This is a genomic window from Mycobacterium colombiense, assembly GCF_001953985.1.
GTDB classification, from domain to species: domain Bacteria; phylum Actinomycetota; class Actinomycetes; order Mycobacteriales; family Mycobacteriaceae; genus Mycobacterium; species Mycobacterium colombiense_B.
The window spans coordinates 133,604-159,420 of record NZ_MBEI01000017.1 but is presented as its reverse complement, the minus strand read 5'-3'; the positions used below and the strand labels follow the sequence as shown (position 1 = coordinate 159,420).

General features: G+C 67.6%; 17 protein-coding genes and 1 riboswitch. Of the genes, 7 read left to right on the top strand and 10 right to left on the bottom strand.

Annotated elements, in window-relative coordinates:
- Positions 1-55: 55 nt before the first annotated feature.
- Together treS and A5732_RS03525 are read right to left on the bottom strand one after the other, a co-directional pair.
- Complete coding sequence (gene treS / locus A5732_RS03530; protein WP_076053090.1) at positions 56-1,828, bottom strand: maltose alpha-D-glucosyltransferase; 1,773 nt, start codon at positions 1,826-1,828, stop codon at positions 56-58.
- A 121-nt stretch (positions 1,829-1,949) separates the two neighbouring features.
- Positions 1,950-3,032: a S1C family serine protease gene (locus tag A5732_RS03525; RefSeq protein ID WP_076052923.1), complete on the bottom strand. Its 1,083-nt coding sequence runs from the start codon at positions 3,030-3,032 to the stop codon at positions 1,950-1,952.
- A gap of 174 nt (positions 3,033-3,206) precedes the next feature.
- On the opposite strand from A5732_RS03525, the gene A5732_RS03520 reads away from it, so the two are divergent.
- The gene (locus tag A5732_RS03520) at positions 3,207-3,617 is read left to right on the top strand and encodes a TIGR03668 family PPOX class F420-dependent oxidoreductase (protein WP_076052921.1); all 411 of its coding nucleotides are present in this window, start codon (positions 3,207-3,209) and stop codon (positions 3,615-3,617) included.
- A gap of 143 nt (positions 3,618-3,760) precedes the next feature.
- Positions 3,761-5,920 carry an elongation factor G-like protein EF-G2 gene (locus A5732_RS03515; RefSeq protein WP_076052919.1) on the top strand — a complete coding sequence of 720 codons (2,160 nt, stop codon included), beginning with the start codon at positions 3,761-3,763 and terminating at the stop codon, positions 5,918-5,920.
- A gap of 12 nt (positions 5,921-5,932) precedes the next feature.
- Here the strand turns inward: A5732_RS03515 and A5732_RS03510 are convergent, their stop codons facing one another.
- On the bottom strand, positions 5,933-7,528 hold the full coding sequence (locus tag A5732_RS03510) for a FadD7 family fatty acid--CoA ligase (RefSeq protein WP_076052917.1): 1,596 nt from the start codon (positions 7,526-7,528) through the stop codon (positions 5,933-5,935).
- A gap of 240 nt (positions 7,529-7,768) precedes the next feature.
- Between A5732_RS03510 and oxc the strand changes: the two genes are divergently transcribed.
- Positions 7,769-9,520: an oxalyl-CoA decarboxylase gene (gene oxc, locus A5732_RS03505; protein WP_076100685.1), complete on the top strand. Its 1,752-nt coding sequence runs from the start codon at positions 7,769-7,771 to the stop codon at positions 9,518-9,520.
- Here oxc and A5732_RS03500 read toward each other — a convergent pair.
- Positions 9,504-10,436, bottom strand: a complete 933-nt coding sequence (locus A5732_RS03500; protein ID WP_076100803.1) for a LysR family transcriptional regulator — start codon at positions 10,434-10,436, stop codon at positions 9,504-9,506. The genes oxc and A5732_RS03500 overlap by 17 nt on opposite strands.
- A gap of 399 nt (positions 10,437-10,835) precedes the next feature.
- On the opposite strand from A5732_RS03500, the gene A5732_RS03495 reads away from it, so the two are divergent.
- Positions 10,836-11,591: a L,D-transpeptidase gene (locus A5732_RS03495; RefSeq protein ID WP_076100683.1), complete on the top strand. Its 756-nt coding sequence runs from the start codon at positions 10,836-10,838 to the stop codon at positions 11,589-11,591.
- 141 nt (positions 11,592-11,732) lie between these two features.
- Entirely contained in the window at positions 11,733-15,314 is a 3,582-nt protein-coding gene (gene car, locus A5732_RS03490; protein ID WP_253188993.1) for a carboxylic acid reductase, read from the top strand.
- Between the two features lie 3 nt (positions 15,315-15,317).
- On the opposite strand, the gene A5732_RS03485 is transcribed toward car, so the two are convergent.
- Complete coding sequence (locus A5732_RS03485; RefSeq protein ID WP_076052914.1) at positions 15,318-15,929, bottom strand: hypothetical protein; 612 nt, start codon at positions 15,927-15,929, stop codon at positions 15,318-15,320.
- Positions 15,930-16,110: 181 nt separating this feature from the next.
- Here A5732_RS03485 and A5732_RS03480 point away from each other — a divergent pair, with 181 nt between their 5' ends.
- Entirely contained in the window at positions 16,111-17,055 is a 945-nt protein-coding gene (locus A5732_RS03480; RefSeq protein WP_076100797.1) for an NADP-dependent oxidoreductase, read from the top strand.
- Here A5732_RS03480 and A5732_RS03475 read toward each other — a convergent pair.
- Both A5732_RS03475 and A5732_RS26865 read right to left on the bottom strand, forming a co-directional pair.
- Positions 17,047-18,849, bottom strand: a complete 1,803-nt coding sequence (locus A5732_RS03475) for an NRAMP family divalent metal transporter (RefSeq protein WP_076100680.1) — start codon at positions 18,847-18,849, stop codon at positions 17,047-17,049. The genes A5732_RS03480 and A5732_RS03475 overlap by 9 nt on opposite strands.
- A gap of 115 nt (positions 18,850-18,964) precedes the next feature.
- Positions 18,965-19,180: a hypothetical protein gene (locus A5732_RS26865; RefSeq protein WP_139334653.1), complete on the bottom strand. Its 216-nt coding sequence runs from the start codon at positions 19,178-19,180 to the stop codon at positions 18,965-18,967.
- Between the two features lie 239 nt (positions 19,181-19,419).
- A riboswitch (M-box (ykoK) riboswitch) is annotated at positions 19,420-19,592 on the bottom strand.
- A 123-nt stretch (positions 19,593-19,715) separates the two neighbouring features.
- Between A5732_RS26865 and A5732_RS03470 the strand changes: the two genes are divergently transcribed.
- The gene (locus A5732_RS03470; protein WP_076052911.1) at positions 19,716-20,375 is read left to right on the top strand and encodes an O-methyltransferase; all 660 of its coding nucleotides are present in this window, start codon (positions 19,716-19,718) and stop codon (positions 20,373-20,375) included.
- 2 nt (positions 20,376-20,377) lie between these two features.
- On the opposite strand, the gene A5732_RS03465 is transcribed toward A5732_RS03470, so the two are convergent.
- From A5732_RS03465 to A5732_RS03455, 3 genes are all read right to left on the bottom strand, one after another.
- On the bottom strand, positions 20,378-22,372 hold the full coding sequence (locus A5732_RS03465; protein ID WP_076052909.1) for an acyltransferase family protein: 1,995 nt from the start codon (positions 22,370-22,372) through the stop codon (positions 20,378-20,380).
- A 239-nt stretch (positions 22,373-22,611) separates the two neighbouring features.
- The gene (locus tag A5732_RS03460; RefSeq protein WP_076100678.1) at positions 22,612-24,039 is read right to left on the bottom strand and encodes an aldehyde dehydrogenase family protein; all 1,428 of its coding nucleotides are present in this window, start codon (positions 24,037-24,039) and stop codon (positions 22,612-22,614) included.
- Positions 24,040-24,068: 29 nt separating this feature from the next.
- Entirely contained in the window at positions 24,069-25,781 is a 1,713-nt protein-coding gene (locus A5732_RS03455; RefSeq protein ID WP_076053083.1) for a thiamine pyrophosphate-binding protein, read from the bottom strand.
- Positions 25,782-25,817 lie beyond the last annotated feature (36 nt).

Here is a 25,817-nt window from a genome sequence, read left to right as displayed (position 1 = left end):
AAGCGCCACTCCTCCTCATCGCTTCGCTCTGCACCGTCGCCGGCGCGCGTCGCCGTCATGCGTCCTCCTCACATCCGGTCAGCTGGAACCAGTAGAACCCGTGCCCCGGCAGGGTGAGCAGGTAGGGCAGGTGACCGATGCGCGGGAACTCCACCTGCCCGGTCAGCTCGATTGGGGTGCAACCGCTCCACTGCTGCAGATTCAGTTCGATCGGCTGGGGAAAACGCGACAGGTTGTTGACGCACAGCACGGTGTCGCCGTCCTCGGACACCTGCCGCACGAAGGCCAGCACCGACGGGTTCGAGCCGCCCAGCTCTTCGAAGGTCCCGATCGCGAAGGCCTCGTGACGGCGCCGCACGGCCAGCATCGTCCGCGTGAAGTTGAGCAGCGACGTGGAGGTGTCGCGCTGGGCCTCCACGTTGACAGCCTGGTAGCCGTAGACGGAGTCCTGGCTCGGCGGCAGGTAGAGCCGGCCGGGGTTGGCCTTGGAGAAGCCCGCGTTGCGGTCCGGCGTCCACTGCATCGGCGTGCGAACCCCGTCGCGGTCACCCAACCAGATCACGTCGCCCATGCCGATCTCGTCGCCGTAATACAGCACCGGCGAGCCGGGCAGCGACAGCAACAGCGCGGTGAACAGCTCGATCTGGTTGCGGTCGTTGTCCAGCAGCGGCGCCAACCGGCGGCGGATGCCGACGTTCGCCTTCATCCGCGGGTCCTTGGCGTACTCGGAGTACATGTAGTCACGCTCTTCGTCGGTGACCATCTCCAGCGTCAACTCGTCGTGGTTACGCAGGAAGATCCCCCACTGCGCCAGATCCGGGATCTCGGGCGTCTGGGCCAGGATCTCCGAGATCGGAAAGCGCGATTCCCGGCGTACCGCCATGAAGATGCGCGGCATCAGCGGGAAGTGGAACGCCATGTGGCATTCGTCGCCGCCGGTGGTGGCGTCGCCGAAGTACTCGACGACGTCGGCGGGCCACTGGTTGGCCTCGGCCAGCAGCACCCGTCCCGGGAACTCGTCGTCGATGACCTTGCGGACGCGCTTGAGGAAGGCGTGCGTCTCGGGCAGGTTCTCGCAGTTGGTGCCCTCCCGTTCGAACAGATAGGGCACCGCGTCCAGCCGGAACCCGTCGATGCCCAGCTCGAGCCAGAACCGGAGCACGTCGATCATGGCTTCCTGCACGGCCGGGTTGTCGTAGTTCAGGTCGGGCTGGTGGGAGAAGAACCGGTGCCAGTAGAACTGCTTGCGCACCGGGTCGAAGGTCCAGTTGGACTCCTCGGTGTCGATGAAGATGATCCGGGCGTCGGTGTACTTCTCGGCGGTGTCGCTCCACACGTAGTAATCGCCGTACGGGCCGTCGGGGTCGTGCCGCGATTCCTGAAACCAGGGGTGGGAGTCCGAGGTGTGGTTCATCACCAGGTCGGTGATGACCCGGATCCCCCGCTCGTGCGCGGCGTTGAGCAGATCGACAAAGTCCTCGACCGTCCCGAACTCGGGCAGCACCTTGTAGAAGTCCCGGATGTCATACCCGCCGTCGCGCAGGGGCGAGTCGTAGAAGGGCGGCAGCCAGATGCAGTCGATGCCCAGCCACTGCAGGTAATCCAGGCGCCCTAACAGGCCGCGCAGGTCGCCGGCGCCGTCGGCATTGGCGTCGAAGAACGCACGGACCAGCACCTCGTAGAACACCGCGTGCTTGAACCACGTGGGATCGGTGGGCAGCGCGGCGGCGTTGTTGAAGTCCTCGGCGTCGGGGTGTTCCACCACGCCGTCCTGGACGTGACTGCCACCTTCGGGATGGTGCTCGACAGCTTCTCTTGCGTCGTTCATCAAATCCACGATGCCACGGGTACCCTGGGCGTGACTTTCGGAATCACACCCCCACGTTTACGACGAAACACGCCCGGCAGCAAACGAATTCGCCACCGGTCGCGTCCCATCGGCGCGGATGTCAGGCCGGCGGTCCCTCCGCCAGTGTGATGTTGGCGGTGCGCTCGGCACCGTCGTTGGACCGGTAGTGCACCGCGATGGTGTCCCCGGGGTGATGCGGGACGAGCACCTCGGTCATGGACGTCGCGCCGGTGATCGCGACGTTGTCGACGCCGGTGATGAGGTCGCCGGGGGCGATCCCGGCGGCGCCGGCTGGACCAGCGTTGACCACCCGTTGCACGCGCGCGCCCGTGCCGTTGTTGTCCATCACACCCAGGCCGAGGAAGCCGGTGGGACCGATGTGCACCGTGTTGGAGCCGGCGCCCGAGCGGATCTGCCCGGCAACTCCCATCGCGCGCCCGATCGGGATGGCGAAGCCCTGCCCGCCCGACATCTTGTAGCTGTCGGTGGCGGCGGTGTCCACGCCGATCACCTGGCCGGCGTTGTTCACCATCGGGCCGCCGGAATCACCCGGCTTGATCGGGGCGTCCGCCTGGATCAGGCCGCCCAGGCTCTCCTGCGCGCCGGTCAGCGTGTCCGTCGCCGAGACGCTCTGGTTCAGCGCGACGACCTTGCCGGTCACCGCGTTGGGCGTGCCGCCCTGGCCGTTGACGTTGCCGAGCGCGACGATGGGCTCCCCCACCGTGGCCTCGCCGCCGATCGTGGCGGTGGGAAGGCCGCTCGCGCCGCGCAGTTGCAGCACCGCGATGTCCTGCGTGCGGTCGTAGCCGACCACGTCAACGGCGTAGGTCTGTCCGTTACCGACGTCGAATGCACTGATGTCGGTGGCACCGGAGATCACGTGGTTGTTGGTCAGGACGACGCCGTTGGGATCGATCACGATGCCGGTTCCGGCGCCAACCGCGTTGTTGTAGCCGAATTTGGTGTCGATGTTGACCACCTGCGGCCCGACCTGACCGACCATCGCCGACGGGTCGAGCGGCGCCTGGGGACGGTCGGTGAACCGGTCCAGTGCGAAATTCGACGGCGCCGCCGACGCCGGCGCGAGGCCCACCCCGGACCCCAAGCCGAGGCCCAGTGCAACCACGGTCAGCACGCTGACCAACCATGACCACAAGACCGGGCGGTACTGCGATTTGCTCACCGGTGACACCCTCCTGCTTCGCGGTTAAGAACAAACTGTCCCGGCCTCAGGATCTTGGCGGCACATTTGTGTGTATATAACCGTAATGCAGGTAGCTATGCACGGCATGTGCCAGGTCTGAGGAGACTCATCGGCTTCCCTTAACATATTTGCCGCGCGTCCTAAGCTGACCCGGTGGGCGAATTCGACCCCAAGGCCAGCTTCACCCGGTCCTCGGTAGCCCGGCTGGCGACGGTCGCGCCCGGTGGCCTGCCGCACCTGGTGCCGGTGGTCTTCGCGGCCGCGGCCAACGACGTGATCTACACGGCCGTCGACGCGAAACCGAAAACGACGGGGCGGCTGCGCCGTCTGGCGAACATCGAGGACAACCCCCGGGTGAGCCTGCTCGTCGATCACTACGCCGACGATTGGACCCAGCTGTGGTGGGTGCGCGCCGACGGTCTCGCGACCGTCCACACCGACGGGGACGCCGTTGATCTCGGCCGGCGCCTGCTGCGCGCGAAATACCCTCAATACCAATCGGTTTCGCTGGACGGCCCGGTGATCGAGGTCGCGGTGCAGCGTTGGTCCAGCTGGCATTACTGAGCGGCGCCCCGAGCGCCGCGGCGCGGCCCCGGCTACCTGATCTGGCCCGACGGTCTTGTGGTCGACCGAAGTTGGGTGAATGGTAGCTAGATAGGTGCTAGCCAGGTCAGCAACGGCGCGCCTGGGCAACCTGGAGGAAAGCCATGGCCGACAGGACAAATACTTCCCAAGGAGCGGGGAGCGCTCCTACCGCGGACGGTCCGGACGAGATTCGCAACGTCGTGCTGGTGGGGCCGTCGGGTGGTGGCAAAACCACACTCGTAGAAGCCCTGTTGGTCGCCGCCGGGGTGCTGACCCGCAGCGGCTCGGTCGCCGACGGCACCACGGTCTGCGACTACGACGATGCCGAGATCCGCCAGCAACGCTCGGTGGGCGTCGCCGTGGCGTCTCTGTCGCACGACGGCGTGAAGGTGAACCTGGTGGACACCCCCGGATACGCCGACTTCGTCGGCGAGTTGCGGGCCGGGTTGCGCGCCGCGGATTGCGCGCTGTTCGTCATCGCGGCCAACGAGGGCGTCGACGAGCCCACCAAATCGCTGTGGCAGGAATGCAACCAGGTCGGCATGCCCCGCGCCGTGGTGATCACCAAGCTCGACCACACCCGGGCGAATTACTCCGACGCGCTGGCCGCCGCGCAGAATGCGTTCGGCGACAAGGTGTTACCGCTCTATCTGCCCACCGACCTGCCGTCCTGCCACGGCCTGATCGGATTGCTGTCGCAGACCCGTTACGAATACACCGACGGCAATCGCACCGCGCAGCCACCGAATCCCTCCGACGCCGAGCAGATCGAGGAGGCGCGGGGCGCCCTGATCGAGGGAATCATCGAGGAGTCCGAGGACGAGTCGCTGATGGAGCGCTATCTCGGGGGCGAGGCGATCGACGAATCCGTGCTCATTCAGGACCTCGAGCGCGCGGTCGCCCGGGGATCGTTCTTTCCGGTGATCCCCGTCTGCAGCAGCAGCGGCGTCGGCACCCTGGAATTGCTCGAGGTCGCCACGCGCGGCTTCCCGTCACCGATGGAACACCCACTGCCCGAGGTCTTCACACAGGTCGGTGCGCCGCACGCCAGCCTGAAGTGTGCCGCGGACGCGCCGTTGCTCGCGGAGGTGGTGAAGACGACGTCGGACCCGTACGTGGGCAGGGTCAGCCTTGTCCGGGTGTTCTCCGGCACCATCAGGCCCGACGCGACGGTTCATGTGTCGGGCCATTTCGCGTCGTTCTTCGGCACGCCCAACGGCGATGGCCACGCGCATCCCGACCACGACGAGGACGAGCGCATCGGGGTGCTGTCCTTCCCGCTGGGCAAGCAGCAGCGCCCGGCGACGGCCGTGGTGGCGGGTGACATCTGCGCGATCGGCAAACTCAGCCGCGCCGAAACCGGTGACACGCTTTCGGACAAGTCGGAGCCGTTGGTGTTGAAGCCCTGGACCATGCCCGAACCGTTGCTGCCGGTCGCGATCGCGGCGCACGCCAAGACCGACGAAGACAAGCTGTCGGTGGGATTGGGACGGTTGGCCGCCGAGGATCCGACGCTGCGGATCGAGCAGAACCCCGAAACCCACCAGGTCGTGCTGTGGTGCATGGGCGAGTCGCATGCGGGCGTCGTGCTCGACGCGCTGGCCAACCGGTACGGGGTCACCGTCGATACCGTGGAACTGCGGGTCCCGCTGCGGGAAACGTTCGGCGGCAAGGCAAAAGGCCACGGTCGCCACGTCAAGCAGTCCGGCGGACACGGCCAGTACGCGGTGTGCGACATCGAGGTGGAGCCACTGCCGGAAGGCTCCGGGTTCGAATTCGTCGACAAGGTGGTCGGCGGAGCGGTGCCGCGGCAGTTCATTCCGAGCGTGGAGAAGGGTGTGCGGGCGCAGATGGAGAAGGGCGTACACGCGGGCTATCCCGTGGTCGACATCCGTGTCACCCTGCTCGACGGCAAGGCGCACAGCGTCGACTCGTCGGACTTCGCGTTCCAGATGGCGGGCTCGCTGGCGCTGCGCGAGGCCGCCGCGGCGACCAAGGTGGCGCTGCTCGAGCCCATCGACGAGATCTCGGTGCTGGTGCCCGACGATTTCGTCGGTGCGGTGATGGGTGACCTGTCCAGCCGGCGCGGCCGGGTGCTCGGCTCCGACACCGCCGGCAACGAGCGCACCGTGGTCAAGGCCGAGGTGCCGCAGGTGGAGCTGACCCGCTACGCGATCGACCTGCGGTCCCTGGCGCACGGCGCCGCCTCGTTCACCCGCTCGTTCGCCCGTTACGAACCCATGCCGGAATCCGCGGCCGCCCGGCTGAACGCCACCGTCTAGCACCGCGCTCGTTCAGGCCTTGCGGCCGAATCGCTCGGCGACCGCACGGCGGTCCAGCGAGCCCTTCGCGGTATGCGGCAACTCGTCGGCCTGCTGGAACTCGGCCGGAACCTCGAAGGGCGCCAGCCGGTCACGGCAGAACGCCGTCAGTTCGTCGGCCGTCGGCGCGGCCGATCCGCGGGCGACGATGACCGCGGCCACGGTCTCGCCGTACAGCTTGTCCGGCATGCCGAACACGCCCACCTCGAGCACGTCGGGGTGGGTGGCCAGGACGCCCTCGACGCGCTCCGGCGAGATCTTCTCCCCACCCCGGTTGATGAGTTCCTTGATGCGGCCACGGATGACGAGGTCGCCGGCCGACGACAGGGTGCCCAGGTCGCCGGTGTGCAGCCAGCCCTGGGTGAAGTTGGCGGCCGTGATGGATGGGTCGCCGAGGTAGCCGCGCACCACGGTCGGGCCGTGCAGCCACACCTCGCCGACGCTCTCCGCGGGCAGCGTCTTGCCGTCGGGCCCGACGATCCGGATTTCAGGTCCGGTCGACCGGCCGACGAGACCGGGTATGGCACCTGGGTTTTCGCTGCTGCCGGCGCCGCCGATGGCCGTCGTCGCCACCTGGTGGGTCGACTCGGTCATCCCGAACGCGCACACCACCGGTGCCGAGAACGTGTCGTGCAGCGCCTGCGCCGTCTCGGCGGTCAGCGGCGCGCTGCAACTGCGGATGAACCGCAGGGCGTGCGTCGCGCCCGGCTGCTCGGTCCGGGCGCGCTCCAGCAAGATCTGATGGATCGTCGGGACGGCGGTGTACCAGGTGGCCCCGACGGCCTCGATGTCGTCCCAGAACGTGTGCGCGGAGAACTTTCCGCGCGCGGGCAGCAACACCGCTCCCCCAGACACGAGGGTGCCCAGCAGCGCGGCGAGCAGACCGTGCCCGTGATAGAGCGGCATCACCGCCACCGTCGCGTCCCGCGGCCCCAGCCCGTAGCCGGCGATGATGGCCGCCACCGAGCGGGCGACGTTGTAGCGCGTCCAGGGCACCATCTTGGGCACGCCGGTGGTGCCGCCGGTGAACATGATCATGGCGTCGTCGGCGCGCAGCCCCTCCGGCGCGGAAACATCACGCGCGGGCGCCGCGGTGACATCCAGGCACACCGCCGCGGTGCCGTCAGACCCGACGGTCACCGCGATCGGCCACCGCGGCAAGCCATCCGGTGTGTCGCTGTCGGCCTCGGCGACCTGGTCGACGAGCACCGCCCGGGCGCCCACCGCCGCGCTGCGGGCGCGTTGCTCGGCGACGGGCAGGGCCGGATCCAGCGGCACCACAACGAGATCGGCACGCGACCCGGCCAGTAGCCCGATGACGAATTCGGCGTTGCTGCCGGCACGCAGCGCGACCCGGTCGCCCGGGAGTAGGCCACCGTCCTTCAGCCGGGCGGCCAGATCGTCGACCAACCGGATCACCTCGCGGTAGTCGACCGGTATCCGCTCGGCGGTGACGACCAGCGCCCGTGCCTCCGGCGACCGGCGCGCCGCCGCCTCGACCAGATCGGCGATGCCGGGGCTCGCGGATTCCGTCGACCCCTCGCCGGTGGTGATCGCGTCAGTTGTCATCGCCGCACTCCTTCCACTCCTGCTACCGATGCCACCCTGCCGGGCGGTCTTCCTGCGCGTCCAATATGGATTCGCTCACGATTGATAAGCAGCGGCTATTGAAGCGGAGTAGCATCGTCCTGACCTGCCACGATAGACCGAGTAAATCGTTGGATAGTGCCCTCGTCTTGGACACGTCGGGTGCGCTGGGGTCACAGTGATGGCCAAGGCAGTACCGCACAGCATCCGAGGAGTCGCCACATGTCCACCGCTTCGGCATCTCCGAACCCGACGGGCCCGATCGACGGCATTCACCTCGTGGTGGACGCGCTGAAGGCCAACGACGTCGAGACGATCTACGGCATCGTCGGCATCCCGATCACCGACCTCGCCCGTGTCGCGCAGGCGTCGGGAATCCGCTACATCGGTTTTCGGCAGGAGGCCTCGGCCGGCAACGCCGCGGCCGCCGCGGGATTCCTCACCCGCCGTCCCGGCGTCTGCCTCACCACATCCGGGCCCGGCTTCCTCAACGCCCTGCCCGCACTGGCGAACGCCACGACGAATTGCTTCCCGATGATCCAGATTTCCGGCTCCAGCAATCGGGCGCTGGTCGACCTGCAGCGCGGCGATTACCAGGACATCGATCAGCTCAGTGCCGCAAAGCCGTTCGCCAAGGCGGCCTTCCGGATCGGCCGAATCGAGGACATCGGGCGCGGCGTCGCGCGCGCCATTCGCACCGCGGTCTCCGGCCGGCCCGGCGGCGTCTACCTGGACATCCCGGGTGAGATCCTGGGCCACACGATGGACGCCGCCGCAGCGGCGGGCACGGTCTGGCGGGTGATCGATCCCGCACCCCGGCAGCTGCCGGCACCGGACGCGATCGACCGCGCGCTGGACCTGCTTTCCCAAGCGCAGCGGCCGCTGATCGTGCTCGGCAAGGGTGCGGCGTATGCCCAGGCCGACAACGAGGTTCGGACGTTCGTCGAGGCCACCGGGATTCCGTTCCTGCCGATGTCGATGGCCAAGGGCCTGCTGCCGGATTCGCATCCGCAGTCCGCCGCGGCCGCCCGCTCGCTGGCGATCTCGCGCGCCGACGCGGTCCTGCTGGTCGGTGCCCGGCTGAATTGGCTTCTGGGCCATGGGGAGTCACCGCAATGGAACCCGGGCGCCAAATTCATGCAGGTGGACATCTCGGCGTCCGAGTTCGACAGCAACCAGCAGATCGATGCGCCGCTGGCCGGCGACATCGGCTCGGTGATGTCCGCGCTGTGTGACGGTGTGGCCGCGCGCCCGATCACCGCGCCGGCCGACTGGGTCGGCGAACTGGCCGAGCGCACCGCGCGAAACGAGGCCAAGATGAGCGAGCGTCTGGCCGAGGACCCGCACCCAATGCGGTTCTACAACGCGCTCGGCGCGATTCACGCTGTGCTGCAGGACAACCGCGACGTGTACGTCGTCAACGAAGGAGCCAACGCGCTCGATCTGGCACGCAATGTCATCGACATGGAGCTGCCGCGGCACCGGCTGGACACCGGAACCTGGGGCGTGATGGGCATCGGCATGGGCTATGCCATCGGCGCCGCCGTCGAGACCGGCAAGCCGGTGGTCGCGATCGAGGGTGACAGCGCATTCGGCTTCAGCGGCATGGAGATCGAGACAATCTGCCGCTACCGGCTGCCGGTGACCGTCGTCATCCTCAACAACGGCGGCGTCTACCGCGGCGACGAGGCGACAGCCGGCGCGGCGGCAACGGGATCCGATCCGGCCCCGACCGTGCTGAGCGCCCGGGCGCGCCACGAGCTGATCGCGGAGGCGTTCGGCGGCAAGGGATATCACGCCACCACCCCCGCGGAACTGCGCGCGGCGCTGAGGGAGGCGATCGCCTCCGGGGCGCCGTCGCTCATCAACTGCGAACTCGACCCGGCGGCGGGCGTGGAAAGCGGGCACCTGTCCAATCTGAACCCGGCCAGCGCGACCACCCGGCCGCCCGCCGCGGTCAGCGCCGGCGGGTAAGGCCCAACAGCTGCGCGTCGAAAAACTCGTTCAGCGAAAGCTGCCCGGCGGACGCGGCCAGCGCGCGGGCGATCGGCGATCCGGGCCCGCTCGAGTTGGTGGCCAGGGCGACGTCGGCTTTGAGCACCGGATCGACCATCTCCACCGCCCGGATGTCCGGACCCAGTGGTGACGTCCACAGCCACGTGTGCGGCACGATGGACGCCCAGTTGCCCGCCGATGCCTGCGCGAATAATGATGCGACGGAATCGGTTTCGACCTGCGGACTGACGGTGATCGAATGGTCGGCGAACGCTTTGTCGATGATCTGGCGATCACGCATGTCGGGGGTGAGCAACGCCAGCGGGAGCTGCGCGGCCTCCGCCCAGGTCATCGTCGCCGCACCGGATCCCACCATGTCCGCGGGCGCCAACAACACGTAGCGCTCCTGGTACAGCGGAACCAGGTTCACGTCATGGGCCTCGTCGGGCGCCGCATGCACGATGGCGGCATCGATCTCGAACTCGCGCAGGCGGCGGTACAGTTCGGTGGCTGCCAGCCGGGACAGGATGTGCACCTTCACCAGTGGGTGCGCCGAACAGAACGCCGAGAGCACCAGTGACGCGGTCGTGGACGCGGTGGGAACGGTGCCCAGCCGCAGGGTTCCGGTGATGCCCGAACGCACGGCGTCCACTTCGGACTTGAACGCGTCGTGCTCGGCCAGAATCCGCCTGGCCCACACCACCAACCGCTCACCTTCGGGCGTGAGGCCCTCGAAGCTGTGCCCGCGGTTGATCAGCGTGACGTTCAGTTCTCGCTCCAGCTTGGCGATCGCGGCCGACAGCGCCGGCTGGGAGACAAAGCATTTCTCGGCCGCCCGGGCGAAGTGTCGCTCGGAAGCGACCGCAACGAAATACTCCAGCTGACGGAAGAGCACCCGCACTCCTCGGGTTCGGGCTCGGCCTTGGGGCACCGATCCCGCTGAGGCTAACCCGTCGCCGGCGGGCGGGCCAAGCCGAACGTTTGGGCCACGACTTTTGCGGCTATCCCTATGAATTCGGCCAAGCGGGCTGGCCGAATGGCCACGGCCGCGAAAACCCAAGCATTGGCGTCCCTTTCACAGCAGTCGCGGCCCGAGTTCGAGCGACGACCTTGGGGTGGCGATCACGCGCGGTTCTACCGATTTCGCTGCACCCGACGGCGTTGAACTCAATCGGTGATCGAATCGTTACCACGGTGCCCGGGCCAACCTGTCATTGTTTGCTGAAGCCGGTGGTAAGTGGGTAACCAGTAGAATGTCGATGTGTTGATCGCACCATCTCGAAGGGTGGACGCTATGCGTCGCGGTGTTCGTTATCTATTTGTTATGGTCGCGATCACGGCTATGGGCCTGGTGGCCCCGGTCGGCCGGAGCACCGCCGCCGTGCCGCTACCGCAACCCAGCCCCGCGGTGGCCTCGATTTTGCCTGCGGACGGCGCGGTGGTGGGAGTGGCCCACCCGGTGGTGGTGACATTCACCGCTCCGGTGGCCGATCGGGCCGCCGCCGAACGCTCGATCCGCGTCACGTCGCCCAGCGGCACCCCCGGACACTTCGAGTGGATCCAGAACACTGTCGTGCAGTGGGTGCCCAACCAATACTGGCCGGCCCACACCCATGTGTCGGTCGGCGTGCAGGCCCTGTCGACGGGCTTCGACACCGGCGATGCGCTGGTCGGCGTCGCCAGCATCTCCAAGCACACCTTCACCGTCAGCAGGAACGATGAGGTGCTGCGCACCATGCCGGCGTCGATGGGCAAGCCGAGCCGGCCGACCCCGATGGGTAGCTTCACCGCGCTGGAAAAGCAGCGCACCGTGGTGATGGACTCGCGAACCATCGGCATCCCGCTCAGCTCTCCCGAGGGATACAAGATCACCGCCTCGTACGCCGTCCGCGTCACCTGGAGCGGCGTCTACGTGCACTCCGCCCCGTGGTCTGTTGATTCCCAGGGCAACGCCAACGTCAGCCATGGCTGCATCAACCTCAGCCCCGACAACGCCGCCTGGTACTTCAACGAGGTGAACGTGGGCGATCCCATTCAGGTCGTGGCCTGAGCGCCAACCACGCATCCCCGGCGTGCCCTGAACTCACCCGCGCCTCCGTCGCGCTGTGACGACCGTCACAACCATTGAACGGAAGCGTGACCCGCGGGGGTTCGTTCAGGTAGACGGACGATCGTGAACGAGAGGCGGGCCATGACCGATGACGCGAAGCGCGCGAAAGTTAGCTCCACAGGCCCGATCAGCGCGGCGCGCCAACAGGTAGCCGACCGCATCCACGACCTGGATGCCCACGACGAAGAGTTCCGCACCACCAAGCCCGATTCCGCCCTGCAACTCGCGGCACGCGAACCCGGCCTTCGGCTGCCGCAGATCCTGGAAATCTTCGCTGAGGGCTACGCCGATCGCCCCGCACTGGGCTGGCGTGCCCGATCGTTGACCACCGACCAGGCCACCGGCCGAACCAGCGCGCAACTGCTGCCCCGGTTCGACACCCTGACCTACCGCGAACTGTGGGCGAACGTCCGCGCCATCGCGGGCGCATGGCGACACGACGCCGCCAATCCTGTTGCGCCCGGCGATGTCGTCGCCACCGTCGGTTTCGCAAGCGCCGAGTACCTCACGATCGATCTGGTCTGTGCCTACCTCGGGCTGGTGGCGGTGCCGTTGCAGCACAACACGACGGCCTCGCGGCTGAGGCCGATCGTCGAGGAGGTGGAGCCCTCCACATTGGCCGCCGGTGTCGGTTATCTCGACCTCGCCGTCGAAGTGGCACTGGGTAGCTCGTCGTTGCGGCGGGTCGTGGTCTTCGACTACCGGCCCGAAATCGATGAACAACGCGAGGCCGTCGAACGAGCGCAGGCGAAGCTAGCGGCCGCCGGCGCCGCCGTCACCATCGAGACCCTCGACGATGTGATCGAACGCGGGCGGACCCTGCCGCCCGAGCCGATGTTCACCGGCGACACCGACGAGCGGCTGGCCATGATCATGTACACGTCGGGCAGCACCGGGTTGCCCAAGGGCGCCATGTACACCGAGCGGATGCTGTGCCGGCTGTGGACCAACGAGCTGATGCCCGACTTCACCGACACCCCGGTGATCAACGTGAATTTCATGCCCCTCAATCACCTGGGCGGCCGGATACCGCTGTCGACGGCGTTCCAGGCGGGCGGCACCAGTTACTTCGTCCCGGAGAGCGACCTGTCCACCCTGTTCGACGACTGGAACCTGGTGCGCCCCACCGAAATGGGGTTGGTGCCACGGGTGGCGGAGATGCTGTACCAGCGCTACCAGAGCGCGGTCGATCGATTCGAAACTGCGGGCGCCGACACCGCCGCGGCACAGGCGCAAGCGCAGACCGAGCTGCGCGAGCAGGTCCTGGGTGGACGCATCGTGACCGCCTTCTGCGGCACGGCGCCGCTGGCGGCCGAGATGCGCAGCTTCATCGAAACCTGTTTGGGCGTCCATGTTCTCGACGGCTACGGCCTGACCGAGGTCGGCATGGTGACCAAGGATGGCCGGATCAACCAACCGCCGGTGCTGGGCTACAAGCTCATCGATGTTCCCGAGTTGGGCTATTTCCTCACCGACAAGCCTTATCCGCGAGGCGAATTGCTGGTGAAGTCGCTGACCGCCATGCCGGGGTACTTCAAACGGCCCGATGTCACGGCCAAGGCCTTCGATCCCGAGGGCTACTACCGCACCGGTGACGTGATGGCCGAGCTGGAGCCGGGCCGGCTCGCCTACGTCGACCGCCGTAACAACGTGCTGAAGTTGGCGCAGGGCGAGTTCGTGGCCGTGGCGCGCCTGGAGGCGGTGTTCTCCAGCGCGGCCCTGGTGCGTCAGATCTTCGTCTACGGCAACAGCGAACGGCCCTATCTGCTGGCCGTTGTGGTCCCGACCGACGACGCCGCGGAGAGGTTCGCCGGCGACGCCGACGGCCTGAAGGCCGCCCTGGGCGAATCCCTGCGCCAGTCGGCCAAACTCGCCGAGCTGCAATCCTACGAGGTACCCGTCGACTTCGTGGTCGAGACGGAGCCGTTCAGCGAGGACAACGGCCTGCTCTCCGGGGTGGGAAAGCTGCTGCGGCCCAAGCTCAAAGAGCACTACGGCGCCCGGCTCGAACAGCTGTACACGGAGCTGGCCGAAAACCGGGTGACCGAATTGCGTGCGTTGCGCGAAGGCGCGGCCGACCATCCGGTGATCTTCACCCTCAGCCGTGCCGCCGAGGCGCTGCTCGGCCTGGCCGGCGGACCACCGGCCCCCGACGCGCTGTTCATCGAGCTCGGCGGCGACTCCTTGTCGGCGTTGACGTTTTCCAACCTGCTGCGTGACATCTTCGACGTCGAGGTGCCCGTCGGAATGATCACCGGCCCGGCGACCGACCTGGGACAGCTCGCGGAATACGTTGAGTCCGAACGCGAATCGGGGTCGCGGCGGCCGACCTTCGCAACCGTGCATGGGCGCGGCGCGACGCAGGTCCGCGCCGCGGACCTCACCTTGGACAAGTTCATCGACGCGACCACCCTGGCCGAGGCGCCGGCGCTGCCGCGCGCAACAGGCACGCCGCACACCGTCCTGCTCACCGGCGCAAACGGCTACCTCGGCCGCTTCCTCATCCTGGAGTGGCTCGAACGGCTCGCCGAGACTGGCGGAAAACTCATCTCCGTCATCCGCGCCGCGGATACCGCGGCGGCCACCAAACGCCTGGAGGCCGTCTTCGACAGCGGCGATCCGCAGCTGCTGGAGCGATTCCACAGGCTGGCCGCGGAGCACCTCGAGGTCATCGTCGGCGACATCGGTGAGCCGAATCTTGGCCTGGAGCAAGGCACCTGGGAGCGCCTAGCACGAAGTGTGGATCTGATCGTGCATCCGGCCGCGCTCGTCAACCACGTGTTGCCCTACGACCAACTGTTCGGCCCCAACGTGGTGGGCACCGCCGAACTGATTCGCCTGGCGATCACGATACGGGTCAAGCCCGTCACATACATGTCGACCGTCGCGGTGGCCCTGTCGGTCGATCCGGCCGCGTTCGCCGAGGATGGCGATATCCGCACCGTCAGCGCGCTGCGACCGGTCGATGACAGCTATGCGAACGGGTACGCGAACAGCAAGTGGGCCGGCGAGGTGTTGCTGCGCGAGGCGCACGACCTGTGCGGCTTGCCGGTCGCGGTCTTCCGGTCCGACATGATCCTGGCGCACAGCCGGTATGCCGGGCAGCTCAACGTTCCAGATGCGTTCACCCGCTTGGTATTCAGCTTGCTGACCACCGGAATCGCACCGGCCTCCTTCTACCAGACCGATCCGCAGGGAAACCGGCCGGTCGCCCACTACGACGGGCTGCCCGCCGACTTCGTGGCCGAAGCGGTGACCACGCTCGGCGAACAGATCGCCTCGGCCGCGGAGGGTGCCGGCGCCTACCGGTCCTTCGACGTGATGAACCCGCACGACGACGGCATCTCGCTGGATGTGTTCGTCGACTGGTTGGTCGCCGCCGGGCACGACATCCGGCGCATCGACGACTACGACGAGTGGCTGGGCCGGTTCACGACCGCGCTTCGCGCGTTGCCCGACACGCAGCGCCAGCATTCGGTGCTGCCGTTGCTGGACGCCTACCGCAAACCGGAGACGCCGCTGCGCGGAGCCCCGGCCCCCACCGACGTGTTCCGCAGCGCCGTCCGGTCGGCGAAAATCGGTGCAGATGAAGACATTCCGCATCTGTCGGCGGCGTTGATCGACAAGTACGTCGCCGATCTGCACTTGCTGGGCCTGGTGTAACCGCTAGCCGTGCAGCCCGGCCTTGACCGCGGCATCCTGCTTGCGGGCGATGTCGAGGGCGACGGCCGGATCGATCGGATCGGTCGGCGCGCTGTCGAATTCCAGGGTGACCAGCGCCTTGCCTTCGGTGAAGACCAAGACCGTCATCGCCTGGGAGTTGTCCGGCGAGGTGCCCGAGATCGTCACCCCGTGGGCGCCGACGGCGAGCGGCTGCCAACTCCCGTTCACCTTGCCGTTGTAACCGCCTTGGGTGGAAGCCAATTCGGTGGCGGCCGCCGCCGGATCCGCGGCGACCGTGATGGTGTCCCACAGCCGGCGGCTGCTGTCGGCGTTGGCGAACAGCTGGGCGACACCCGGCGCGTTGTTGGGGTTGAGCATGGGCGACTGCGGCGCGGTGAGACCGCCTCCCACGTCGTTGGGCTTGATCAACAAGAAGCCGTAATCCGAGGGTTGGCCCGAGGGCGGGCCGGTGACCGCGCTCGAACTGGTCGAAGCGGTGGTACTCGACGCCGGCGGGGCCGAGGCCTTGTCGTCGCTGCCGCACCCGGTGCTCGCGGCGCCGACCACTACGACGGCAGCGGCCCATCCGGCGATGCCGATCCGATCAACTTCCACGCATGTTCCTTCCACGTGTCATCGGTATCCGGCTTTCACCGCGGCTCCCGACGCCGCCGGCGAAATGCTGGTGTGAACCAGGCTTTGCTACGAACATATGCCCACTCGGCGGCCTATGGGTAGCACTTCGGGTGCCTATGCTGGCGTGGGTAAGAGCATCCTCGCGCGAAAGGAGATCGGCATGACGGCTGCAGCGGCGCGCGCAGTGCGGTTCGACCGTTACGGGGGACGTGAGGTGCTGTACGTCGCCGACATCAAGATGCCCTCCCCCGGGCCCGGCGAGGTCGTCGTCGAGGTTCGAGCCGCGGGGATAAACCCCGGTGAGGCCGGCATCCGGGTCGGGGCGATGCACGAGATGTTCCCGGCCACCTTCCCTTCCGGACAGGGCAGCGACCTGGCCGGCGTCGTCACCGCCGTGGGACCCGGGGTCACCGAGTTCTCCGTCGGCGACGAAGTCCTGGGATTCAGCATGCGCCGGTCCAGCCACGCCACCCACACCGCGGTCCCGGTGAACCAGTTGATCCGCAAACCGGCCCAACTCAGTTGGGAGGCAGCGGGTTCGCTGTATGTGGTCGGGGTGACCGCCTATGCGGCCGTCCGCGCGGTCGCACCCCAACCGGGTGAGACGATCGCGGTGTCGGCCGCCGCGGGCGGGGTGGGCACCATGGTCGTGCAGCTCCTGGTGCTGCGCGAGGCGCGGGTGCTCGGCATCGCCGGGCCCGGCAACGCCGACTGGCTGCGCGCGCATGGCGTCATTCCGATCGCCTATGGTGACGGGCTGGCCGAGCGGCTGCGCGAGGCGGCGCCGGATGGTATCGACGCATTCATCGACCTGTTCGGCCCGGACTACGTCCAGCTCGCCGTCGATCTCGGCGTGGCACCCGAGCGGATCGACACCATCATCTCGTTCCAGAAGGCGGGGGAAGTGGGCGCCAAGACCGAGGGCAGCATGGAGGCCTCGACGCCCGGGGTGCTCGCCGAGATGGCCAACCTGATCGTCTCCGGCGCCATCGAATTCGACATCGCCGCGACCTACCCGCTGGACCGGGTGGCCGACGCATATGCCGAGCTGGAACAGCGGCACACCCACGGGAAAATCGTTCTGCTGCCCACTAACTCACAGTGAGGCGGCCGGCCCGACCACACCGGCCTGCACGATTTTGATGATGACGAACGCGACGGCCACCACCAGGTAGCCCCGCAGCGTGAACAGCCCCGCCCGGCGCATCGGTGACATCGTCGGCCGATCGAGCAGCGCGATGTTCGGGGTCTGCCAGGCGGCCCGGTCCTGGCGACGCACGGCTCGCCGCTCAGCACGCGTCAGCGACGAGGCCTCGTCGAGTTCGTCGACCTCCTCCGGGTCCAAGCCGCCGCCGAGTGTGCGCACGATGGCTTCGGCGTCGGTCAGGTTGCGGTGCCGCCGGCCGGCGATGATCATTGCCGCGCCGCCGAGGATGCCCAGCACCGCTCCGCCGGCGAGGCCATCCTCGAGCGCGGCGGTGGACAGGTTCGGAAAGAAGGTCGCGGCCGTCAACGTCAGCGACAGCAGCACCAGACACCACACGATGGTCCACGCAATGATGTTCTGCCGCACCGTGTTCACCCACGGGCCCAGCACCGCCCGGTCGTTGCACAGCAGCACCAGAAAGACGGTGGCCGAGGGAAGCAGGACACCGGCGAGCGCCTGGACGCCCTGCGTCACCAGGCCCAGGATGTGGTCGGGGCTGAAGGAGACCGCCGCCGAAACCGCGAGCAATATCGCGTAGCCGCCGTAGAACAGCGGGGCCTCGCTAATCTTCCAATGCAACGAGTGCCGCTTGCCCATGGCATCACCGACCGCATAGGTGGTCGCCAGGCCTACGGCGTTGGCGCCGATCAGCGACGCGTCCAGCAGGATGATCGCGAACAGCACCCCAAGCGGGCCGCCCGGATGCTTCGACAATCCCGAGGCGACCGCGCCCGCGTCGGTGAAGTGACCCGCATCGGCGGTGCCGGTCAAGCCGAACGCCGCCACGGCCATCAACGCCGTCGCACCGACCATGACCACGACGATTCCGATGGCCAAATCCGCTCGGCCGTAGGGGATCCAGCGGGCGGTGATGCGCTTGTCCACCACGTTGGACTGCTGGAAGAACAGCTGCCACGGCGCGACCGTGGTGCCCACGATCGCGACCACCAGCAGCAGCACCGTCGAGTTGAGCCCGCCCGGGAACTGCGGGATCAGGCCCACCGCCGTCGCCTTAAGGGTCGGATGCACCAGCCACAGCATCGGGAAGATCAGCACGTTCACCGCGATCAACAGGAACATCAGCCGCTCCCAGCGGCGAAACGACCCGCCGGCCACCACCGCGAACAGCAGCACGGCGGCGGCCGGGACAGCGACGATCCTCGGGCAACCCAGGAAACCGAGAGCCAGTGAGACGCCGATGAATTCGGTCACGATCGTCAACGCGTTCAGGATCAACAGATCACCGACGCTGAAGGCGCCCCAGAACTTGCCGAACCGCTCGAATATCAAGCGGGCGTGCCCAACCCGGGCCACCGCACCGAGCCGCAGCACCATCTCCTGGTTCACGTACAGCACCGGAATCAGCAGTGCCAGCGTCCACAACAGGCCCATGCCGTAGTTCTGGCCGGCCTGCGCGTAGGTCGCGACGCCGCCGGCGTCGTTGTCGCCCACCATGACGATCAGCCCCGGACCGGTGATGACGGCCAGGGTGCGCAGGCGGCGCCAAGGCCCGCTGAACGCCCCGTAGCCGCCGTCCCCGTCGTGCCGGATGCGCCCGAACGCGCCGACGATGTCGCCGACGTGCGCGGAATCCAGCACCGTCGGGCTTTGCGTCTCGCGGCGTGCGTCTTCCGATGCGGCAGCGGCGAACCCCGAGTCGCGGCGGCCGCCGCCGGTGTCGATCGAAGTCATCGAATCCTCGCTATCTCGAACAGCTCTCACCTCGCGGTGAGGCGGTCGTGGTTGCGGCACTCAACGCGCCTACGGCGACGGACGGCGCTGTGACGCCCGTCGCCGAGGCAGTGGTTCAGCGGTGGTTGCTGTCCGAACCCGAGGCGTGGCCACCCAGCGACGCGGTGACCATCGCGATCGGCATCCTCGAGACGTACAGGTTGGCCCGCTCCTGCGGGGTCAGGCGGGCTTGCAGGTGAAACCTGTTGGCCAACAACCGGCCTGCACGCAGCATCGAGCGTCCACGCATCCGGGAAGCGATGGAAAAACGGTGGGTGATAACAAAAGCCATGAGCTTCTTCTCCTGACGGAGGCCCGATCGGCGACGGCACGGCGTGTCAGCCGCGCAGGACCAGGAGAGGTCAGGCGGTGAAAGAAATGCCGGAACCGGATCGGGACAAGACGGATTTCGGATAGGGACTATCGCCGGGACTCATCTCGCCCTCACCTCCTCACGGCCAAGACACACGCGGGTGTCACCACATTCACCTGAACGAAAGAGGCAGGAATGACCCACGACACATGCCGCGGGTCGCACCCCTCTCGTCGGAGCTTCGGCACTGCACGGCGTATCCGGAATATTCCAGAAGCCACTTGGGCTCAACCCTTGGGTCCGGGAAGAGCTGTCCTGACCCGGGGCGTCTCTCGACGTTCGGGGTCAGTGGCCTGTATCCATGCAGACGCCTCACCTACCGAGGTGCTTGCGGGGTCCATAGTGACACCGCGGTCGCGGGCTCGTCAAACGCTCGTCAAACGCTTAACGGATCCCTGACGCCCTGCACCGCTCTCCCAGCGCCCGCCCAGGCTGCGCGCCTAGGCTCGGTGCCATGACCACAACGTTGCAGGATGCCCGGGTCGCTTCGACGCTCGACCGCATGTACGCCGAGTCGAAAAACCAGATGTCGCTGTTGCGCGAGCGGCGCGGCACGTTCGATCGCCCGATGACCGCACAGGAGCGGGCCGAGGCGATGAGCGAGTTCTACATCCCGGTGACACCGGAAGCCGGCCGGCTGCTGTATTCACTGGTGCGCGCCACCCGCCCGGCGACCATCGTCGAATTCGGGATGTCTTTCGGCATTTCCGCCGTGCACCTGGCCGCCGCGGTGCGCGACAACGGCACCGGCCGGGTGGTGACCACCGAACTCAGCGAGACCAAGATCGCCGCCGCCAAGAAGACGTTCGCCGAGACCGGCCTCGACGACGTCATCACCATCCTCGAAGGCGACGCGCTGTCCACGCTGGCGGACGAGCCGGGGCCGGTCGATTTCGTCTTGCTCGACGGCTGGAAGGACCTGTACCTACCCGTGCTCGAGCTGCTGGAACCGCGCCTGTCACCCGGCGTGCTGGTCATCGCCGACAACGCCAGCTCGGCCGACATGGCGCCCTATCTGGACCGGGTGCGCAACCCCGAGAACGGCTACGTGAGCTTCAACTTCCAGGTTCGCGACAGCGACAGCATGGAGATCAGCTGCCGCACAAGCGGTTAGAACTACCTCAGCGATTCCTCGAGCCACGGCGTCAGCCACTTCACCCCTTCGGGGGTGAGGTGGACGCCGTCGCTGCGTACCTTGATGCCGTCGACCTTGGCGGTGTAGACCCCGTCGGGGCACAGTTTCTTGTTCAGGTCGAGGATCGCGACGTTCGGGTGGTGGCTGACGGTCTTGCGCAACATGGTGTTCCACAGGTTCACCCGGTCGGGCTGGTCCTCCGGATACAGTCGGCCGTCCGGCTTTTCACCGCCCCGGCTGTAGGGCACCGTCGCGACCACGACGTGGACACCGGTGGCGCCCACGATGGTCAACGCCCGTTCGAGCTCACCGTTGAGGTAGGCGTCGAACGTGGGGTCGCCGATGTGGGTCCACTGGCCCTCGTTGACCCGGTCCACCGTTTCCCAGCGGCCGATGACCAGCAGCGCGACGTCCGGCTGATCCTGGCTGACTTGCTTCGACCAACGAATCGGCCAGCCGTCGCATTCGGATCGCTGCTCGAGAGTCTGACCGATGTAGCGGTACGGCGTGCCACGCACCAGGCTGCATCCGATGACGGTGTGGTCGAGGAACGTGAAGCCGGGCGTCGGGGGCAGGTAGTGCATCCAGGTCCACCCGATCGAATCACCGAACACCGAAACGGTGAACGGCCGGTTGGCATCTCGGGGCCGGCTGCCGCCGGGCGGTGACGGCGAGACCGCCGCGACCGCCGAGACCCCGGGCGGTAGGCCGACCTCGCGCAGAGCGGGCCCGGTACCCACCGGCACCACCAGCAGCGTCACCGCGGCCGCACTGGCCACGGTCGCGGCCGCCAGCGGCAGCAGCGGCACCCGCGACGGCCGCCAGCGCCGAATGGGCTGTTCAAGCAGCCAATACGACGCCGCGGCCAACACCAGCGTGGCGCCGCACCGCGCGGCGAACAACGGCAGCCCGGACCACCCCGTGCGTTCGCCGTTGAGCGCCAAGAAGATTGGCCAATGCCACAGGTAGACGCCGTAAGAAATGGTTCCCAGCCACACCAGCGGGCGCAACGCCAGCGCGCGGGCGACGAGACCGCGCTGCTCCAGCGCGACGGGTGCGATCACGATCACCGCCGCGATCGCGACCCCGATCAGCAGGCCGTGCCGGAATTCGCCGCTGGCGCCGGTGGCGTAGTGCGTCGCCGCCGCCAGCCCCGCCAACCCGATCAGCGGCAGAACGCGGGCGACCCGGCGCCCCCATCGGGTGCGGATCATGCACCAGCCGCGGTTCATCGACGGCCAGTCCCGAACCAGGAGGGCGGCCGACGCGGCGCCGACCAGCAACGCCTGCGCGCGGGTGTCGGTGCCGAAGTAGATCCGGTCGCGGGTGCCATCCGACGTCATGACGATGGCGAGCGCAGCAGACGCCAGCGCGCCCACGGTGGCGATCAGGAAGGTGGCGAACCGCACACCGCCGACGGTCGCCCGGGTGGAGCGTCGCTTGGCGCGGGCGGCGAGCAGCAGGGTGACCGTGATGAGCAGCACCGGCCAGACGAAGTAGTACTGCTCCTCCACCCCGAGTGACCAGGTGTGTTGTAGCGGTGAGGGCGGCGCGCCCTGGGTGAAGTAGTCGGTCTTCTGGGCGACGAACCGCCAGTTCGCCATCCATATGAAGGCCGCGATGGCGTCGTCGCGCAGCCCGGTCAGCGACCGGTCGGGCAGCAGCTGGCGGGCCGCGGCCACCGTGAGCACCATCAGGACCAGCGCGGGCAGGAGTCGCCGGGCGCGCCGGATCCAGAAGCCGGTCAGCTCGATGCGGCCGGTGCGTCCCAGCTCGTCCAGCAGCAGCGAGGTGATCAGGAATCCGCTGAGGACGAAAAAGACGTCTACGCCAATGAATCCGCCGCTGACGCCGGGGATGCCGCCGTGCCCGATGAGCACCAGCGAAACCGCGATCGCGCGCAGTCCGTCGAGTGCCGGGATTCCGCTGGCCCGCTCCGGACGGTCCCAGATCGCCAGCCGGCCGACGCGGCGCATGGGGGCGACCCATCGGGGCCGAGTACGACGAGCCGGTGCGGGGTGAGACCCGCCCGGCTCGGTGCTTCCTGTCAGCGCGCCGTAACTACCATCTCGCCCGGCGCCATGGTTGATGCCGATACGTCGCTGCCCCTCCTGTTGAGTTCAGCAAGCCAGCCTAGAGGCGGGCGCGCAGGATCAGGTGGAGGACACGCGAGGCGTTTTTCGCCGTGCTGCGTTCGGATTTCGGCCCCGGCGCGTCAGGCCTTGTCAGGGGCGTAGCCCAGGGTGCTCTTGACTTCCAGGTACTCGTGGAAACCGAATTCGCTCCATTCGCGACCATTGCCGCTGCGCTTGTATCCGCCGAACGGTGCGTTCATGTCGAATGCGTGATTGATGGTGACCCATCCCGCGCGGATCTTGCGGGCGACGTCGCGCGCCGTGTCGAGGTCGGCCCCCGAAACGAAGCCGGCGAGGCCGTATTGGGTGTCGTTGGCGATCTCGACGGCGTGATGGAGATCGTCGTATCCGAGAATGCACAGCACCGGCCCGAAGATCTCCTCACGCGCGATCGTCATGTCGTTGGTGACGTGCGCGAAGACGGTCGGCTTGACGTAGTAACCCTTGTCCAATCCGTCCGGCCGGCCCGGGCCCCCCGCGACCACGGTCGCGCCCTCGTCGACGCCCTGCTGGATCAGTCGCTGCACCTTCTCGAACTGCGCCCTGGACGCCACCGGCCCGATGGCCGTCGCGTCGTCGGTTCCCACCGCGACTTTCTCGGCGGCCTCCCGCGCGATGGTAATGGCCTCGTCCATCCGGGAATTCGGGACCAGCATGCGCGACGGCGCGTTACAGCTCTGCCCCGAGTTGGGCATCATGTTGGCCACGCCGGCGCTGACGCCCTCGGCGAAGCCACTGTCATCGAGGACGATGTTGGGGCTCTTGCCGCCGAGTTCCTGGGTCACTCGTTTCACGGTCGCGGCGGCATTGGCGGCCACCTCCACACCGGCGCGGGTGGATCCGGTGAACGACACCATGTCGATGTCGGGATGGCTCGCCAGGGCCACGCCGACGCCCGCGCCGTCACCGTTGATCAGGTTGAACACCCCGGCCGGCACGCCCGCGGCATCCAGGATCTCGGCGAAGATATAGGGCGAATACGGCGCCACCTCAGAGGGTTTCAGGATGACGGTGCAACCGGTCGCCAGCGCCGGGTAGACCTTGACCGCGACCTGGTTGATCGGCCAGTTCCATGGCGTGATCAGGCCGCAGACGCCGATCGGCTCCTTGGCGATCAGCGTCGCCCCTTTGTGTTCGGAGAACGAAAAGTTCTTCAGCGCGTCGATCGCGGTGGTCAGGTGACCGATCCCGAGAAAGACCTGCGGCCCCGCGGCCAGCGAGGGCGGCGCACCGATCTCCTCGGTGACCGCCTCGGCGAGATCGTCCGCGCGCTTCTGGTATTCGGCGAGGATGGCCTGCAACAGGTCCAGGCGCTGCTCGCGGGTGCTCTGCGACCAGCCGGCGAAGGCTCGCCGGGCGGCGTTGACCGCCACGTCGACGTCGGCCGCCGATCCCAGCGAGATCTTCCCCGAAACCTGTTCGGTAGCCGGGTTTTCCACGTCGAAGGCGTTGGGGCGCACCGGGTCCACCCATTTTCCGTCGATGTAGAACTTCAGGTATTCGCGCATGACATCGTCCCTTTCTTAGCGACGTGGGCTTACTGAGTGCCTTCGGCGTACCAGGTCCGGAATCGGTCGTACTTGGGCATTTCCTCGGAGTTGGCCTTCGGATCGATGCACACGTGCACCACACCGACTTTGCCACTGGCGTAGGCGCGAGCGATCGCCGGGCCGATCTCCTCTTCCTTCTCGACGTACTCACCGTGGCAGCCGAAGCCCTCGGCAACCTTGTCCATCCGGACGTCCTTGCTCCAGTGCACACCGGGCTGCGGCGACGGCTGGGAGAAGGTGCGCTTGTACACGCCCACTTCCAGGCCCCACTGGTGGTCGACGCCGACCACGCACACCAGCGGAAGGTTTTGCCGCGCAGCGGTTTCCAACTCGGCGATGTGGAAGAGGAACGCCGAATCGCTGGTCAACAGCATCACCGGGCGCTTACCCCCCTCGGCGACCGAGGCTCCGACCGCGTACGGCAGACCGGTGCCCAGGTGGCCGAAGTTCTGATTCCAGATCACGTCGCGCGGCTTGGACTGCGAGTAGGTCCACTGGAAGATCACGGTGGCACCGCCGTCGCGCACGAGAATGCCGTCCTCGAGTTCGTTGAACGCTTTGGTGGCCTCGACGACGTAGCGGGCCGGATGGATCGGCGAATGCCCGGACGGTGCCGATTCCGCCATATCCGCAAGCTCTTTCGTGTCCTTGTCGATCAGGACCTGCAGCGCGGGTGCGGGTTTGCGTGGGGAATCCTTGAGCGCGTCGACCAGCTGCGGCACCACGCCGCGCAGATCGCCGACCAGTGCCACGTCGACCGGACGGTTGACGCCGATGGCGGTTGGGTCCTGCTCGACGAGCACCCACTTGCGGTTCGCGTTGTTGGCGGCCCAGTGCTGGGTCCGGCCGTAGTGCATCGGCTCGCCGAGCTCGGTTCCCAGCGCGACGCACAGGTCGGATTCCTCGACGGCCTCGTTGGCGGCCGGGGAGAACAAGTAGGGAAACGTCCGGTCCTGCAGTCCCGGAATGAACGAGGTGCCGCCGGAGGTCTGGACCACCGGGCAGGCCATCAGCTCGGCCAACTCCTTGACCTGCTGCTGGGTGCGGGAGGTGTGCACGCCGTGGCCGACCAGCAGCACCGGGCTCTTGGCCTCGCGGATCAGCTCGACGGCCTCGGCCACCTCGCGGGTGCCCGCGCCCTGCTTGACCAGCCGGTAGGCCGACGGTGGCGGCGCCGCGTCGACGTCGAGCTCCTCCAGGATCACGTGCGACGGGAACTCGACGTAGGACGGGCCCGGGGTTCCGGACATCGCCCTGCGGATGGCCTCGTGGATGATCTCGTCCGTCTGGTCGGCGTACTCGATGGACGAGCTGTATTTCACCGACGCGGCGAAAAGCGGCTCCTGCTGAACGAATTGGATGCGGCCACGGCGCACCCGGCGCTCGGTGACGCGAGCCCGCTGCCCGCCCAAGAAGATCACCGGCGAGTTTTCCACCAGCGCGCACTGGATCGCTCCGGCGATGTTGGCCATGCCCGGGCCGAGCGTGCCGATGCACAGGCCGGGCTTGCCCGTCATCCGCGACGCCGCCTCGGCCATGAATCCCGCGCTCAGTTCGTGATGCGGTGCGACCACCGACCACCCGCGCGCGTCCGCCTCGGCGAACATGTGCACGAAGTTCGGGTCAGGGATGCCGAACAGGGTGTTGACACCCTCGGCCTCGAAGAGGTCGAGGATGCGTTTGTAAACGGGCACGGCCATCGTGGGAAACTCCTTCACTGACAATCTGTTTCGTTG